Source organism: Rhizobium mesoamericanum STM3625 (assembly GCF_000312665.1).
Classification (GTDB): domain Bacteria; phylum Pseudomonadota; class Alphaproteobacteria; order Rhizobiales; family Rhizobiaceae; genus Rhizobium; species Rhizobium mesoamericanum.
In genome coordinates this window covers 3,215,564-3,231,688 of sequence record NZ_HF536772.1, presented here as the reverse complement: position 1 = coordinate 3,231,688, position 16,125 = coordinate 3,215,564, and the positions used below count along the sequence as shown (strand labels likewise).

Sequence of the window (16,125 nt, the reverse complement as noted above, 5' to 3'; positions counted from 1 at the left end):
CCAGAAATGCCGCTGGGAGTGTCCTATTAGGAACAGACCGCCTCAAGGTGGAACAAGCACAAATAGATAACAACTCTGGGGAGATTCTGATTTAACGTATGGCCTTGGGAGCAACCGGCGCCTCGCGCCGGCCGCTCCTGATCGATCAAAACAGGAAATAACGCTGTGCCATAGGCAGCACTGTCGCGGGCTCGCAGGTCAGCAACTCGCCGTTTGCGCGGACTTCGTACGTCTCGGGATCAACCTCGATTTCAGGCGTCAGGCTGTTGTGGATCATCGACGCCTTGGAAATGCCGCCGCGGGTGTTCTTCACCGCGACGAGATCCTTTGCCACACCCAGCCTGCCCTTCAGGCCGGCGTCAAGGGACGCCTGCGAGACGAAGGTAACGGATGAATTCGTCCGCAGCTTGCCGTGGGCGGCAAACATCGGCCGGTAGTGCATCGGCTGCGGCGTTGGGATCGACGCGTTCGGATCGCCCATGGGTGCCGCCGCTATGGAGCCGCCGAGCAGCACCATCTCAGGCTTGACGCCGAAGAAGGCCGGGTTCCACAGCACGAGATCCGCACGCTTGCCGACTTCGATCGAACCGATCTCATGGCTTAGGCCCTGAGCGATCGCCGGGTTGATGGTGTATTTCGCGATGTAGCGGCGAACGCGGAAGTTATCGTTCTCGCCCGTCTCCTCCTTGAGGCGGCCGCGCTGGCGCTTCATCTTGTCGGCCGTCTGCCAAGTGCGGATCGCGACCTCGCCGACGCGACCCATAGCCTGGCTGTCGGACGAGATGATCGAGAAGGCACCGATATCGTGGAGAATATCTTCGGCGGCGATCGTCTCCTTGCGGATGCGGCTTTCGGCAAACGCGATATCCTCGGGGATCGACGATGACAGGTGATGGCAGACCATCAGCATGTCGAGATGCTCGGCGATCGTGTTGACCGTGTAGGGGCGGGTCGGGTTGGTCGACGACGGGATGACGTTCGCCTGGCCGCAGATCTTGATGATATCTGGAGCGTGGCCACCACCGGCGCCTTCCGTGTGAAAGGCGTGGATCGTGCGGCCCTTGATGGCACCGATGGTGTCTTCGACAAAGCCGCTTTCGTTCAGCGTATCCGTGTGGATCATCACCTGGATGTCGTATTCGTCGGCGACCGAAAGGCAGCAGTCGATCGCCGCCGGCGTCGTGCCCCAATCTTCGTGCAGCTTCAGCGACGACGCGCCAGCCAGCACCATTTCCTCGAGTGCCGCCGGCAGCGAGGCATTCCCCTTGCCGGCAAGCGCGAGATTCATCGGGAAGCCGTCGAAGCTCTCGATCATCCGCTCGATATGCCAAGCGCCGGTGCAGGTGGTTGCAAGCGTGCCATGCGCCGGACCCGTGCCGCCGCCGAGCATGCAGGTAACGCCGGACATCAGCGCTTCCTCGATCTGCTGCGGGCAGATGTAGTGGATATGCGCATCCATGCCGCCGGCGGTGATGATCTTGCCCTCGCCGGCAATCGCCTCGGTTGATGGGCCGACGATGATATTGACGCCTGGCTGGGTGTCGGGATTGCCTGCCTTGCCGATCGCCGCGATGCGGCCGTTCCTGAGCCCGATGTCGGCCTTTACGATGCCCGTGTGGTCGATGATCACGACATTGGTGATGACGGTGTCGACGGCACCCTGCGCCCGCGTCGCCTGGCTCTGTCCCATGCCGTCGCGGATCACCTTGCCGCCGCCAAACTTCACCTCTTCGCCATATGTGGTGAAGTCCTTCTCGATCTCGATGAAGAGCTCTGTGTCGGCGAGCCGCACCTTGTCGCCGGTGGTCGGGCCGAACATACCGGCATAGGCAGCACGGGAAATCTTGTAAGGCATAGGTCAGGCTCCTTGGGAGGAAGAAAGGGATGCGCGCGCCGGCAGCCGCATAACGCGACCGGCGGCGACATAACTGTCGACAAGCTGCCGCTCGGCAGCGAAGGGATGCCATTCCCACCCCGCGTGGCCGAAGCCCGCGAGATAAATGGCCGCCTCGGGAAATCTGTTCATCACCTCGGCGATCACGATCATGCCGCTGCTCGGCACCACGTAGGGCGCCGGGAGGTAGGCCGCGAGTGCCTGATCCACCGTTTCATGAATCACTTTGTCAACGACCACATGCGCCTTGCCAACTTCCGCGCAGAACGCATTGAATTGATGCGTGTAGTCGTCGCAAAAATCGTCCAGTTCGGGATGCGTCACCGCAAGCGGCGCACGCAGTTCCGCAAATTTTTGCGGATCGCGCACGCTCCAAACCGCCGCCGCTTCACGCACGCCGGGATGCTCCCGCCAACTTTGCGAAGTGAGCATCGCCTTCGCTGGCCGCCCGGTATTGCAGACCGCAACGACATCAGTGCGCCCGCGGCTCGCCTCATAGGATCGGCATTCGTTGAAACGGATGACGAATGCGGCATCCGCCACGGCCGCCGCCGCCTCTGCACCGATCTCTCCGTTGCCGATGATCATGATTTTTCCAACCACCTCAGTTGCCCATCGTCTCTGCGAGTTCCTTGAGCTGTTTGGTGCGCTGGTCCGTCAGCCCGGCAATGCAACCGGCGACGAGCATCGGTTCCATCGTGCCGCCGCGCGCCTGGAATCCTGTCACCTCGCACTCCGCATCGCGAAAATCCATCCAAGCGCGCTGTGCTTTCACGAGGGCCTTCTCGGCACCCCCATCGGCGCCGAGATCCTTATCGAGCGTAGCAAGCGCGGCACGCGTGATCTTGTACTGTGCGTTCAGCGCCTTATCGGCGGTTTCCTGACGGGCCCGTTCACAAGCCGTCATGTCGGCCTGCGTGACTGGATTATTGCAATCCAGATCTTCGGCATTGGCGCCAAAGGCGATGAACGTTGCAATGCCGGAGGCCAGAAGACACAGACTCACGCGCATTGTTTCCTCGCGATCATTTAAAGCTTGCCCATGACCAGCTGGCGGAAGCCATAGACCTCGCGCTTGCCGGAAAGCGGGATGAGCGTCACCGAACGAGTCTGGCCAGGCTCGAAACGGACGGCCGTACCTGCCGGGATATCGAGCCGCATGCCCTGCGCCTTCTCACGATCGAAGGAGAGGCCGGCATTCGTTTCAGCAAAATGATAGTGGCTGCCGACTTGGACCGGACGATCGCCGGTGTTCGAGACTTCAAGCGTTGTCGTCGGCGCGCCGACGTTCAGCTCGATGTCGCCGCTTGCGGCAATGATTTCTCCTGGGATCATGATCTTCTCCTCACGCGGCCTTGGTGGGCGCGCAGCCCTCGGCCTTCAGGACGCGCTTTGTCGATGCGGGGTATTGGGCGAGCTTGGCAGCCGGACGCATCGGGCGGCGTACAAGCTCTCCGCCGCAGTTGGGGCAGACCCCGCCGAGGACATCGGCAACACAATCGGCGCAGAACGTGCATTCGAAGGTGCAAATCATCGCCTTGGAACTGTCGGGCGGCAGGTCCTTGTCGCAGCATTCACAATTTGGGCGCAGCTCCAGCATCAGGACCTCAGCGGATCGGCTCGTGGACGGTCACAAGCTTGGTGCCATCGGGAAAGGTCGCTTCGACCTGCACGTCATGGATCATCTCCGCGATACCTTCCATGACCTGGTGACGACCGATGACATGAGCACCGGCTTCCATCAGTTCCGCAACCGGGCGACCGTCACGTGCACCCTCGACGACGAAATCGGTAATCAGCGCGATCGCTTCGGGATGGTTGAGCTTGACGCCCCTCTCCAGCCGCCGCCGCGCGACCATCGCCGCCATCGAAATCAACAGCTTGTCTTTTTCTCTCGGTGTGAGATTCATCGTTGATCCATCTGCTTGAACTAGAGATTCCAGACTTTCGGCACCGGCGCTCCATTGCGCAAGATCGAAATGACAGGGATGAGAATTTTTCTGAGCATAAAGCCATCAGGCGCCGATAGGCGCACGACGAGCTTGCCGGCCCAGCTGCTGGCGCCGCCCATATGGCCTTCGAGCAGCGGGCGCACTGCGCCAAGGTAGGCTTCAGACCGGGGCCCGACATAAAGCAGCGTCGCAAACGCGACCTTGCCGCCAAGCACGGCATCGGCATCGACAAGCGACGCGACATTGCCCTGCAGCTGAAGGTCCTCGGCGTGGCAGAGCCTACCTGCCCTGCGAATACGCCAGCGGTCGCGAAAGAGGCCGGTATCCACCGCCTCACCCATCGCCTTGCGGCCGAGCAGGATGGCCTCGACGGCCAGGAATTCGGCATCGACATCAAGATCAACCTCGAGCCGACGGGACAGCTTCGAGCGGTCGAACAGAATGGTTTCCTGCGGCAGCCAGTCCACCCGAGCATTGGCGCCGACGCAAATGCAGGTATTGACCTCGGCGGTTCCCGCTGACGCCTTGTAGATCCTCTCGCAGGCCTGCGTGGTGACGTCGATGCGGGCGCCAGGGCCAGCCACAACGCTCCAGTTCATCCGGTCGCCGCCGGTGAGGCCCCCCGCGGTATTTATGATGACGGCTTCCATCGAGGAATCGAACGTATCCGGAAGGCGGATTTTGGCCGCTCCTTCCTGGTAGAGCTCCTGCAGGCGGGTGCGCCCGTCAAGCGTCTTGGCAGCCAGATGCCCGCGCCCCTCGGCTCTCTGGGGTCTCGTGGCTGGCGCCGCGTTCGTCATTCCATCCCTTTCCAAGCATCGCCGGTTGGCCCAGCCGTTATCATTGAAGTCACTAACTTGCAGAAAGCAAGCAATTCCCGTGCCGTGCCGAGACGCTGACCGCGATCGGACTGGCGGCAGCCAGATCCCTCAGAGACTGCCGAGAAAAACAGCATCTGCCCAACAGATAGCCGGTGGGTTTATACAGTCAGATGACGACGCGCCTCGGGCGTATCCAGCGTTTCCGCAAGACCCTCGTGAACGATCTCGCCGCGATCCATGATGTAGACATAGTCGGCAAGTTCGCGGCAGAAATCGAGATACTGTTCGACCAGCAGGATCGCCATGCCGGTTGAATCGCGCAGATAGCGGACCGCCCGGCCGATATCCTTGATGATCGATGGCTGGATGCCTTCGGTCGGTTCGTCGAGCACCAGGATCTTTGGCCGCGTCACCATCGCCCGGCCGATCGCCAGCTGCTGCTGCTGCCCGCCAGACAAATCCCCGCCGCGCCGCCCGAGCATCGACTGCAGCACTGGAAACAGACTGAAAATATCATCGGGGATGGAACGATCCCGACGCCCGAGCGGTGCGAAGCCGGTCTCGAGATTTTCCTTCACCGTCAGCAAGGGAAAGATCTCGCGGCCCTGTGGGACGTAGCCGATACCCTGCTTGGCTCTCGCAAACGGCGGCAGTCCATTGAGCTTCACATCATTGAAGCTGACGCTGCCAGCAGACAAGGGATGCTGGCCGGTAACGGCGCGCAGAAGAGAACTCTTGCCCACGCCGTTACGCCCCAGCACGCAAGTGATCTTGCCCATCTCGGCCTTGATGGAGATGCCGCGCAGCGCCTGCGCCGCACCGTAATGAAGATTTGCATTCTCGACTGTCAGCATCTCACCGCCCCAGATAGTTCTCGATCACCTTCGGATCAGAGCTCACGAAATCGATCGATCCCTCGGCAAGCACCGAACCTTCCGCAAGGCAGGTCACCTTGACGCCGAGGTCGCGGATGAAGCCCATGTCGTGCTCGACGACGATTACCGAGCGCGTCTTGGCAATCTCTTTCAGCAGGATCGCGGTTTCGGCTGTCTCGGCATCGGTCATGCCGGCGACTGGCTCGTCGACAAGAAGAAGCTTCGGCTCCTGCGCCAGGAGCATGCCGATCTCCAGCCACTGTTTCTGACCGTGCGAGAGGTTGGCGGCGAGTTCGTCACGCCGATGCGTCAACCGTACCGTCTCAAGGATCTCCTCGATGCGAGCCTTGTCTTCGCTGGAGAGCCGATAGAACAGCGTAGCGAAAACCCCGCGATTACGGTTCAGCGCCAGTTCGAGGTTGTCCCACACGGTATGGCTCTCGAAGACCGTCGGCTTCTGAAACTTGCGGCCGATCCCGAGCTGGGCGATATCTGCCTCGTCTCTCTTTGTCAGATCGACGTCGCCGCTGAAGAACACCTCGCCCTCATCAGGACGGGTCTTGCCCGTAATGATATCCATCATCGTCGTCTTGCCGGCGCCATTCGGACCGATGATGGCGCGTAGCTCACCGGGTTCGATGACGATCGACAGCGAATTGAGTGCTTTGAAGCCGTCGAAGGACACCGAGACGTTGTTAAGATAGAGAACGCTGCTTGGTTTGAGGTCAGGGATCATGATCGCTCACTCTGCCGGCTGGATTTTTGCGTCGACGCCCTCTTCCTGAAGCGCGGGGGGCGTGGCCTCGGTCTTCGGCTTACGGCGGCTTAGATATTGACCGATCGTGCCGACAATGCCCTTCGGCAGAAATAGCGTGACGAGCACGAAGAGACCTCCGAGCGCGAACAGCCAGAACTCCGGGAACAGACCGGTAAAGATCGTCTTGCCGCCGTTGACGAGAATGGCGCCGAGGATCGGACCGATCAGCGTCGAGCGACCACCAACGGCCGTCCAGATGACGACTTCGATCGAGTTTGCCGGCGCAAATTCGCCGGGGTTGATGATGCCGACCTGCGGCACGTACAGCGCACCGGCAATGCCGGCCATCATCGCCGAAACGACGAAGGTGAAGAGCTTGAAGTGTTCCACGCGGTAGCCAAGGAAGCGGGTGCGGCTTTCCGCGTCGCGCACGCCGACAAGAACCTTGCCGAACTTCGAGCGAACGATGGCGGAGGCTATGATGAGAGACAGCGCCAGGAAGATGGCGGTCGCGGCAAAAAGTGCAGCGCGCGTTGCGTCCGCCTGCACGTTGGAACCCAGAATTTCCTTGAAATCGGTCATGCCGTTGTTGCCGCCGAAGCCCATGTCGTTTCGGAAGAAGGCGAGCAGCAGCGCATAGGTCATGGCTTGCGTGATGATCGACAGGTAGACGCCGTTGACGCGCGAGCGGAAGGCGAACCAGCCGAAGACAAAGGCCAGCAGCCCCGGTACCAGCAGCACCATCAGCGCCGCGAACCAGAACTTGTCGAAGCCATACCAGAACCAGGGCAGTTCCTTCCAGTTCAGGAAGACCATGAAGTCGGGCAAGATGGGATCGCCATAGACACCACGCGAGCCGATCTGACGCATCAGATACATGCCCATCGCATATCCGCCGAGCGCGAAGAAGGCGCCGTGACCCAGCGAGAGGATGCCGCAGAAGCCCCAGACGAGATCCAGCGCCAGTGCCAGCAGCGCATAGGTGAGGTACTTGCCGAACAGCGCCATGATGTAAGTGGGAATGTGCAGCGGATTGGTCGGCGCGGTCATCAGGTTGAGCACCGGCACAAGGACGGCAACTGCAAGCAAGATGACGATCGCAGCAATGATCTTGCGATCGAGAGACCGGAGAAGGAAGGCCGTAATCATGCTTCCACCGCCCTTCCTTTGAGTGCGAAGAGCCCACGCGGGCGCTTTTGGATGAATAGAATGATGAGGACAAGCACCAGGATCTTGCCGAGCACGGCGCCGGCGAAGGGCTCGAGGAACTTGTTGAGGACGCCGAGCGACAGAGCACCAACCAGCGTACCCCAGAGATTGCCGACACCGCCGAAGACCACGACCATGAAGCTGTCGATGATGTAACTCTGGCCGAGGTTGGGAGAGACGTTGTCGATCTGCGAGAGCGCGACGCCCGCGATACCTGCAATGCCGGAGCCGAGCGCGAAGGTGAAAGCGTCGACCAAGCCTGTGCGGATACCCATCGACGAGGCCATGCGGCGGTTCTGCGTGACGGCGCGCATCTGCAGGCCGAAGGCCGAGCGCTTCAGAAGTACGAGCAGCGTAAAGAACACGGCCATCGAGAAGAAGATGATCCAGAGACGGTTCCAGGTGATCGAGAGACCGCCCAGCTCGAATGCACCGGACATCCAACTCGGATTGCGGACTTCGCGGTTCGTCGGTCCGAAGATCGTGCGAACCGCCTGCTGCAGGATGAGCGACACGCCCCAGGTGGCAAGCAGCGTTTCAAGCGGGCGGCCATAAAGATAACGGATGACGACGCGCTCGATGACAAGGCCGACACAGCCGGTAAAGAGGAAGGCCGCCGGCACGGAGAAGGCCAACGAGTAGTTTCCAAGTTCCGGGAAGGCGGAGCTGATGTACTCCTGCACGACATATGTCGTGTAGGCGCCGATCATCACCATTTCGCCATGCGCCATGTTGATGACGCCCATGACGCCGAAGGTGATGGCAAGGCCGATCGCTGCCAGCAGCAGCACGGATGCGAGCGACAACCCGTACCAGACATTCTGCCCGACATCCCAGAGAGCCAGGCTGCGGTTGATCTCGTTGATATGCGTCTGGATAACGCCCTTGAGTTCGTCCGGAGCGGTCGCCAGCGCGGAATTCAGGATGGTCAGCGCACCGCGCCCGCCGCGCGCCGCAACCGTGTCGATGGCGGCCTTCTTCTCTTCGGCGCTGACGTCGCTCTTAAGCACCATGACGGCGCGCGCCGCTTCCATCGTATTCTTGACCTCTGCATCCTTTTCTTCGGCGAGCGCCGAGGTGAGGAGATCAAGATTTGCCGGATCGGCGTCCTTGAGCAGTCCCTGAGCAGCCGCAAGCCGCGCGCCCCGATCCGGGCTCAATAGGGTCAGCTGGCTCGTGGCGGTGGCAATCACCGTACGCAGCGAATTGTTGATCTTGACCTTGGACATGTAATCCGGATCGACGTCGGAGACGATCTCGCCGGAAATCGGATCGGCGTAGGTCGGCTCATCCTCCGTACCGCCCAACACCAGCACCGGGCCGCCCGTCTCCGAATTCACGTAAAGTTGACCGTCGCTCAGAAGCTGCAGGATCTCGCCGACACGCGGGTCGTTGGAGGCGACCAGTGCCTTGATCGCGGTTTCGCGCTCAGGGAAATCGCCGACACCAAGTGCATCGATCAGGGGATGGATATCTTCCTGCGCTTTCAAGACGGTTGCGAAGGCCGGCATTGCCAGGCACAGCGTAAGGAGCAGGATTTTGAGAGCGCGATACATCGGCTTTCTTGCCTCGGTGCATTGGCCTTTCGGCACTATCGGGGAACTCTGCCTTCTCCAGGTGCGATCGGTAAGATCGCTAGGCACGACTGGGAAGACTGCACTTTTGGGAGATGGACCTTCCGCCCGGACAGGAGAGACCGGGCGGAAGTCTTGGGGCATCAGAGTGACAGGGTGGAATGCACTCAGGAGCCCTTGCCGCCGCATTTGCCCGAGGCAACGTTGAAGTTGCCGCAGTTCATTGGCTTGCGCCAATCGGAGATCAGATCTTTCGAGTCAGGCAGGTAGTCGGACCATTCGTCGCCAACGACTGCCGGGGTCTGCTGAACGATTTCGAACTGGCCGTTCGCCTGGATTTCACCGATCAGCACCGGCTTGGTGATGTGGTGGTTCGGCATGACAGTGGCGTAACCACCCGACAGGTTCGGAACCGTGGTGCCGATGATCGTGTCGAGAACCTTGTCCGTGTCGGTCGTGCCGGCAGCCTGGACAGCCTTAACCCAGGCGTTGAAGCCGATGTAGGCGGCTTCCATCGGGTCGTTGGTCACGCGCTTGTCGTTCTTGGTGAAGTCGTGCCACTGCTTGATGAACTTCTTGTTTGCTGGGCTTTCGACCGACTCGAAGTAGTTCCAGGCAGCGAGGTGGCCGACGAGTGGTTTGGTGTCGAGACCGGCAAGTTCTTCTTCACCGACGGAAAAAGCGACAACCGGAATGTCGGTTGCCTTGATGCCCTGGTTGCCGAGTTCCTTGTAGAAGGGAACGTTCGCGTCACCGTTGATGGTCGAAACCACGGCCGTCTTCTTGCCGGCGGAACCGAACTCCTTGATCTTCTTTACTTCCGTCTGCCAGTCCGAGAATCCGAACGGCGTGTAGTTGATGATGATGTCTTCCTTCGGGATGCCCTTGGACTCGAGATAGGCTTCCAGGATCTTGTTCGTCGTGCGCGGATAGACGTAGTCGGTACCTTCGAGCACGAAGCGCTTAACGCCTTCCTTTTCCATAAGGTAGTCGACGGCCGGGATCGCCTGCTGGTTTGGAGCAGCACCCGTATAGAAGATGTTGCGCGAAGACTCTTCGCCTTCATACTGGACCGGGTAGAAAAGGATCGAGTTGAGCTCTTCGAAGACCGGCAGAACCGACTTGCGCGACGAGGACGTCCAGCAACCGAATACCGCCGCGACCTTGTCCTTTTCGATCAGCTCGCGTGCCTTTTCGGCAAACAGCGGCCAGTCCGAAGCCGGGTCGACGACGACGGCTTCGAGCTTCTTGCCGAGAAGGCCGCCCTTTTTGTTCTGCTCGTCGATGAGCATCAGCATGGCGTCTTTCAGCGTCGTTTCGGAGATCGCCATCGTGCCGGACAGCGAATGCAGAACGCCGACCTTGATGGTATCGTCAGCCGCAACGGCTCCATGGAACGCGGCCGTGGCCGACATGACGGCGCCGAGTGCGGCGCCCGTGATATAGGACTTGAGATTCATCTGGTTGATCCCCTCTTCTTGTTCGACAACAGGCCGAAACCGGCAGTTAACTGTTGCTTAAGGGACTATCCGGTGCTGCACCGCGAAAGCGTATACGCAATATGACGTAGTGGACGGGGCGAAATGTGCAGCTTTGCGCTGCACCGCACTCTTAAGCCTCGTGACGTTCCGTGTTACGAACGCATGACAAGGGGAACAAAGGGCTGGCACCAAGGCATGGCAGCGCGGCAACGCATCATTCCGGTAAGGCGCGAATACAATCGCTGGGTCGCAAACCAGACGCTGGAAGACTACGCGTTGCGCTTTACCGCAAAGGGCGCGCGGCAGTTCTCGTCGCAACGCATCTCGCAGACGGCGATCGGCGCCATTTCCTTCCTTGCGCTCGAAGCGATTGGCGGCGCGATCACTCTCTCCTACGGCACAACCAACGCCTTTTTCGCCATTGTTGTCGCCAGCATCGCCATGCTGGCCATCGGGCTGCCGATCAGCCGCTATGCGATCCGCCACGGGGTCGATATCGATCTGCTGACGCGCGGCGCGAGCTTCGGCTATATCGGTTCGACGGTCACGTCCCTGATCTATGCCAGCTTCACCTTCATGCTGTTTGCGATCGAAGCTTCGATAATGTCCGGCGCCCTGGAGCTGACGCTCGGCATCCCGCTATGGATCGGCTACATCATCAGCGCCGTTATGGTTATTCCGCTGGTCACGCATGGCGTCCGGCTGATCAGCCGGTTCCAGTTGCTGACCCAGCCTTTCTGGATCGTCCTCAACGTCCTGCCCTTCATTTTCATTGCCGCAATGGATTTTGAGAAGTTCGATCTCTGGCGGGCCTTTGCCGGAATCCGCCACGCTTCCGGGCCGCCTGGCACCGTGGCACCGTTCGATCTCGTCGAGTTCGGCGCCGCCTCTGCGGTCATCCTGGCCCTAGTGTCGCAGATCGGTGAACAGGCCGACTTCCTGCGCTTTCTGCCGCCGGACAAGCAACGCAACTGGCGCCACCGCCTCGCCGTCTTCCTCGCCGGCCCCGGCTGGGTGATCATCGGCGCGCCGAAGTTGCTCGCCGGCTCCTTTCTCGTCGTGCTCACCTTCGCCTCGGGCGTGCCGGTCGATCGTGCAGCCGATCCGGCCCAGATGTATCTGACGGCCTTCGGCTATATGATCCCCTGGCACAATGCCGCGCTGCTGCTGATGGCTGCCTTCGTGGTGGTCTCGCAGTTGAAGATTAACGTGATGAATGCCTATGCCGGCTCGCTCGCCTGGTCTAATTTCTTCTCCCGACTCACCCACAGCCATCCCGGCCGCGTCATCTGGCTGGTCTTCAATGTGGCGATCGCGCTTCTGCTGATGGAGCTCGGCATCTACAAGCTGCTGGAAGAAACGCTCGGCATCTTCTCAATCATCGCCATGGCCTGGCTCTGCACGATCTCGGCGGATCTTTTCATCAACAAGCCGCTTGGGCTTGCCCCTCCGGGCATCGAATTCAAGCGCGCCCACCTCTACGACATTAACCCGGTCGGCCTCGGCGCCATGATGCTGTCTGCCGGCATTGCGCTCATCGCGCACTTTGGCGTTTTCGGTTCCATCGCCGCCTCGCTTGCGCCCTACATCACCCTCGTCGTCGCACTGATCGCGTCGCCGCTCATCGCCTGGGGCACGAAGGGCAAATTCTACCTCGCGCGCAAGCCGCGCCACAGCTGGAAGAACCTGACAAACATTACCTGCTCTATCTGCGAGCATCCCTTCGAACCGGAGGACATGGCCTGGTGCCCGGCCTATGCGGCGCCGATCTGCTCGCTCTGCTGTTCGCTTGACAGCCGCTGTCACGACATGTGCAAGCCGAAGGCACACTTCAACGCGCAGGTCGGTGCGGTCGCCAAGGCTGTCCTACCGGAAACGGTCGTCGAGAAGCTGACCACCCGCCTCGGTCGCTACGGCATCGCGGTTGTGCTGGCCCTTTCGGCAGTCGGCACGATCCTTGCCATGATCGCACATCAGGTCTCCGCAGCCTCGCCGGAAACTGCCGAGGTGGTGAACCGCACCATCCTCATCGTCTTCTTCGTCTTCGCCGTCATCGGCGGCGTCGTTTGCTGGTTTTACGTGCTCGCGCATGACAGCCGGGTCGTTGCCGAGGAGGAGTCGTCGCGTCAAAATACCTTGCTGCTGAAGGAGATCGCCGCGCACAAGAAGACCGACGCGGCACTCCAAACTGCCAAGGAAACCGCCGAAGCCGCCAACCGCGCCAAGAGCCGCTATGTCGTCGGCCTCAGTCACGAATTGCGCACACCACTGAATGCCGTGCTCGGCTACGCGCAGATTCTCGAGCGCGACGAAACCATTCCCGCTCCGCGGCAGTCGTCGATCAAGGTCATCCGACGCAGCGCCGAGCATCTCTCCGGCCTCATCGATGGCCTCCTCGATATCTCCAAGATCGAAGCCGGGCGCCTCCAGGTCTACTCCAACGAGATCAACATTCAGGACTTCCTGGATCAGATCGTCGACATGTTCCGCCCGCAGGCCCAGGCTAAGGGATTGACCTTCCATCACGACCGTTCACCCGCCCTGCCCCAGTTCGTACGCACCGATGAGAAGCGGCTGCGCCAGATCCTCGTCAACCTGCTCTCCAATGCCATCAAGTTCACCGACGAAGGCAGCATCACCTTCGACGTCGGCTACCGCAGCCAGGTCGCAACCTTCACCGTCACCGACACCGGGCGCGGCATTGCCGAGAAGGACTTGAGCCGCATCTATGAGCCTTTCCAACGTGGCGAGGCCGACAGTATCCGCCCAATGCCGGGGCTTGGCCTTGGCCTGACAATCACGCAGCTGCTGACGAACACCCTCGGAGGCGAAATCTCGGTAAGCAGCGAGAAAAATCGCGGAACAGTCTTCCGCGTTCGCCTCATGCTTTCTGCCGTACTTCGCGAAATGACGGTCCCGCCGCAGGAAAAAAAGATCGTCAGTTACGACGGTCCACGGCGCACGATCGTCGTCGTGGACGACAATGAGGATCATCGCGAAATGATGCGCGAGGTGCTTGCTCCACTTGACTTCGTCGTCCTGACCGCGGCAAGCGGGGCAGACTGCCTGACGTTGATCGAAGGAATCCAGGCTGATCTGTTTCTTGTCGATATCTCTATGCCAGGCATGAATGGGTGGCAACTCGTCTCGCGGCTGCGCGCAAGTGGCCAGACCGCTCCGATCGTTATGCTGTCCGCCAATATCGGCGACGCCGCCGCTCACCGCGATAGCGACGACAGCCACAGCGATTCCATCGGCAAGCCTGTCGACATCAAGCAGCTGCGTGACAAACTTGCGCTGCACCTGGGCTTGAAGTGGATCTATGCGGAGGCGATCCAGCCTGCCCCCGCCAAACACGATCGACCGATGGTCAGCCCCGGCCCCGCTCACATCCAGGAATTGTTACGGCTTGCCGAGATCGGCTACATCAGGGGCATCGAGGCAAAGCTCACCGACCTTGCCAAGGTGGAAGCAAATCAGCCATTTACAGAAGAACTTCGTTCCTATGCGGCCTCATTCGATTTGAACGGCCTCATGAATTTTCTGAACCGCTTCGATGAGAAGGTAGAGACCCTTGGCTGAGCTCCCGCGCGATATCGTTCTGTTGGTGGATGACTCGCCTGAGGCGCTGGGGTTCCTGACTGATGCTCTGGAGCAGTCCGGCTTGTCCGTCCTGATAGCAACATCGGGCTCCGCCGCGCTGAACATTGTGGAACGGATTACCCCCGACATCATTCTGCTGGATGCGGTCATGCCATCTATGGATGGCTTCGAGACCTGCAGGAAACTCAAATCCAATCCGGCGATCAGCCAGATACCGGTCATCTTCATGACCGGTCTGACCGAGACCGAACACGTCGTTCGCGCTCTTGAATCCGGCGGGGTCGACTACCTGACGAAGCCGATCAATATCGATGAACTGCGAGCGCGGATCGGAGTCCACCTGCGCAACGCACGCTCCACACAAAGCGCGCGCGTTGCGCTGGACGCCGCCGGTCGTCATTTGCTTGCGGTCAAGGGTGACGGTGACATTCACTGGTCGACGCCACAGGCAACGCGTCTCGTCAACGCTGCAATGAACCGAGACGACGCTATGAACATGGTGGTTAGTAAGATTGCCGAATGGATGAAGACCCGCCCGGGCTCAGCGCGCGACGGCCATATCTCGGTTTCGCATGCCGGCAAGGACGTGCTTCAACTTGCCTTTCTGGGCGCGATCGGTGCTGACGAATATCTGTTTCGCCTGACGGCAAATAACGCACGCGCCGACGACGAGGTGCTGCGCCGGCATTTCTCGCTGACACAGAGAGAGTCCGAAGTGCTGTTATGGATTGCCAAGGGCAAGGCCAACCGCGACATCGGCGAGATTCTCGGTCTGTCCGCACGCACCGTCAACAAGCATCTCGAACAGATCTATGTGAAGCTCGGTGTCGAAAACCGCGCCTCCGCGGCGGTCAAAGCCGCTCATGTCCTGCATGAGACGTGATCCGACCATCCTGCGGATCGAACCGACATCTCAAACAACGCGATCGGGCGGCGATCTGCCCTCGAAGAAGGCGGTAATATTGTCCACCACCTTCATCCCCATGGCCGTGCGCGTTTCTTCGGTCGCGCTGCCGAGATGAGGTAGCAGAACGACATTCTCCATGGCCTTCAACGCGTCTGGTACGCGCGGCTCGGCCACATACACATCAAGGCCGGCACCGCGGATGACGCCGCTCTTCAGGGCCGAAATCAAAGCGACGTCGTCGACGACATCGCCGCGTGCCGTATTGATCAGGAAAGCACCCGGCTTCATTGCCGCAAGCCGCTCAGCATTCATCAGGTGGCGGTTTTCCGCGCTGCCTGGGCAATGCAGGGACACGAAATCGGATTGCGCCAGTACGTCTTCGACCCTTGGCAATTGACGGGCGCCATAGCGCGCGGCTTCCGCAGGATCGACGGGAGACCTGTTGTAGAAGACCACGTCCATCGCGAAGCCGAAATGACAACGCTGCGCGAGCGCCTTGCCGATGCGCCCAAATCCGATAATGCCCACCGTTTTGCCGGTGACCTTCGTCCCGATCATATGCGTCGGGCACCACCCTGCCCACTCACCGGAGCGGACCTGACGCTCTCCCTCGCCGCCCCGTCGCGCAACTGTCAGCATCAGCAGCATGGCGATGTCCGCCGTGCAATCGGTCAGCACGCCGGGAGTATTTGTCACCACGATCCCGCGATTTTTGGCGGCATTCGTATCAATATGATTGTACCCGACCCCGAAATTGCCAAGTATGCGTGTGCGCGGTGCGACCGCATCAAAAACAGCTGCGGGCAACTTGTCCGAGACCGTGGGTAGAATTGCATCATACTCTCCGATCGCCTGGGCCAGTGCCTCCACACTCATCGCCTGATCGTTCCGATTCAATGTTACATCGAACCGTTCCAAAAGAATGCGTTCGACGGCTGACGGCCAGCGGCGCGTGACGAGAATGCGTGGCTTGGACATAGTCACCTGTTCCGGATGCTGATTGGCCTTCTAGCCACTAACGCAAAAAAACCAACGGGCCAAATGAAGAAGCC

At 60.4% G+C, this 16,125-nt stretch carries 15 protein-coding genes; 2 read left to right on the top strand and 13 right to left on the bottom strand.

What is annotated here, in order from left to right; translation table 11 throughout:
- Nucleotides 1–145 precede the first annotated feature (145 nt).
- The 12 genes from ureC to urtA all read right to left on the bottom strand — a co-directional run bounded on the left by ureC (nt 146) and on the right by urtA (nt 10,542).
- A complete protein-coding gene (ureC, locus tag BN77_RS15855; protein ID WP_007533665.1) occupies nt 146–1,855 on the bottom strand; it encodes an urease subunit alpha in 1,710 nt (569 codons plus the stop codon).
- Nucleotides 1,856–1,858: 3 nt separating this feature from the next.
- Nucleotides 1,859–2,482, bottom strand: coding sequence for a hypothetical protein (locus tag BN77_RS15850; RefSeq protein WP_007533663.1), 624 nt, complete (start codon nt 2,480–2,482; stop codon nt 1,859–1,861).
- A 16-nt stretch (nt 2,483–2,498) separates the two neighbouring features.
- Nucleotides 2,499–2,906: a lysozyme inhibitor LprI family protein gene (locus BN77_RS15845; RefSeq protein ID WP_007533661.1), complete on the bottom strand. Its 408-nt coding sequence runs from the start codon at nt 2,904–2,906 to the stop codon at nt 2,499–2,501.
- 17 nt (nt 2,907–2,923) lie between these two features.
- On the bottom strand, nt 2,924–3,229 hold the full coding sequence (locus BN77_RS15840) for an urease subunit beta (protein ID WP_007533659.1): 306 nt from the start codon (nt 3,227–3,229) through the stop codon (nt 2,924–2,926).
- A 10-nt stretch (nt 3,230–3,239) separates the two neighbouring features.
- Entirely contained in the window at nt 3,240–3,494 is a 255-nt protein-coding gene (locus BN77_RS15835) for a DUF1272 domain-containing protein (protein WP_007533657.1), read from the bottom strand.
- A gap of 7 nt (nt 3,495–3,501) precedes the next feature.
- The gene (locus tag BN77_RS15830) at nt 3,502–3,804 is read right to left on the bottom strand and encodes an urease subunit gamma (protein WP_007533656.1); all 303 of its coding nucleotides are present in this window, start codon (nt 3,802–3,804) and stop codon (nt 3,502–3,504) included.
- 20 nt (nt 3,805–3,824) lie between these two features.
- A complete protein-coding gene (locus tag BN77_RS15825) occupies nt 3,825–4,646 on the bottom strand; it encodes an urease accessory protein UreD (protein ID WP_007533655.1) in 822 nt (273 codons plus the stop codon).
- 179 nt (nt 4,647–4,825) lie between these two features.
- Nucleotides 4,826–5,521 (bottom strand): urea ABC transporter ATP-binding subunit UrtE, encoded by a 696-nt coding sequence (urtE, locus tag BN77_RS15820; RefSeq protein WP_007533654.1) that lies wholly within the window; start codon nt 5,519–5,521, stop codon nt 4,826–4,828.
- Nucleotide 5,522: 1 nt separating this feature from the next.
- Nucleotides 5,523–6,278, bottom strand: coding sequence for an urea ABC transporter ATP-binding protein UrtD (gene urtD, locus BN77_RS15815; protein ID WP_007533653.1), 756 nt, complete (start codon nt 6,276–6,278; stop codon nt 5,523–5,525).
- A 6-nt stretch (nt 6,279–6,284) separates the two neighbouring features.
- Nucleotides 6,285–7,448, bottom strand: a complete 1,164-nt coding sequence (urtC, locus tag BN77_RS15810) for an urea ABC transporter permease subunit UrtC (RefSeq protein ID WP_007533652.1) — start codon at nt 7,446–7,448, stop codon at nt 6,285–6,287.
- Nucleotides 7,445–9,064, bottom strand: a complete 1,620-nt coding sequence (urtB, locus tag BN77_RS15805; RefSeq protein WP_007533651.1) for an urea ABC transporter permease subunit UrtB — start codon at nt 9,062–9,064, stop codon at nt 7,445–7,447. The genes urtC and urtB overlap by 4 nt, the downstream gene beginning before the upstream one ends.
- Nucleotides 9,065–9,249: 185 nt before the next feature.
- Complete coding sequence (urtA, locus tag BN77_RS15800; protein WP_007533650.1) at nt 9,250–10,542, bottom strand: urea ABC transporter substrate-binding protein; 1,293 nt, start codon at nt 10,540–10,542, stop codon at nt 9,250–9,252.
- 216 nt (nt 10,543–10,758) lie between these two features.
- On the opposite strand from urtA, the gene BN77_RS15795 reads away from it, so the two are divergent.
- Both BN77_RS15795 and BN77_RS15790 read left to right on the top strand, forming a co-directional pair.
- Nucleotides 10,759–14,145, top strand: coding sequence for a hybrid sensor histidine kinase/response regulator (locus tag BN77_RS15795; RefSeq protein ID WP_007533649.1), 3,387 nt, complete (start codon nt 10,759–10,761; stop codon nt 14,143–14,145).
- Entirely contained in the window at nt 14,138–15,049 is a 912-nt protein-coding gene (locus BN77_RS15790) for a response regulator transcription factor (RefSeq protein ID WP_007533648.1), read from the top strand. Before BN77_RS15795 ends, BN77_RS15790 begins: the two co-directional genes overlap by 8 nt.
- A 30-nt stretch (nt 15,050–15,079) precedes the next feature.
- On the opposite strand, the gene BN77_RS15785 is transcribed toward BN77_RS15790, so the two are convergent.
- Nucleotides 15,080–16,051, bottom strand: coding sequence for a 2-hydroxyacid dehydrogenase (locus BN77_RS15785; protein WP_007533647.1), 972 nt, complete (start codon nt 16,049–16,051; stop codon nt 15,080–15,082).
- Nucleotides 16,052–16,125: the final 74 nt, after the last annotated feature.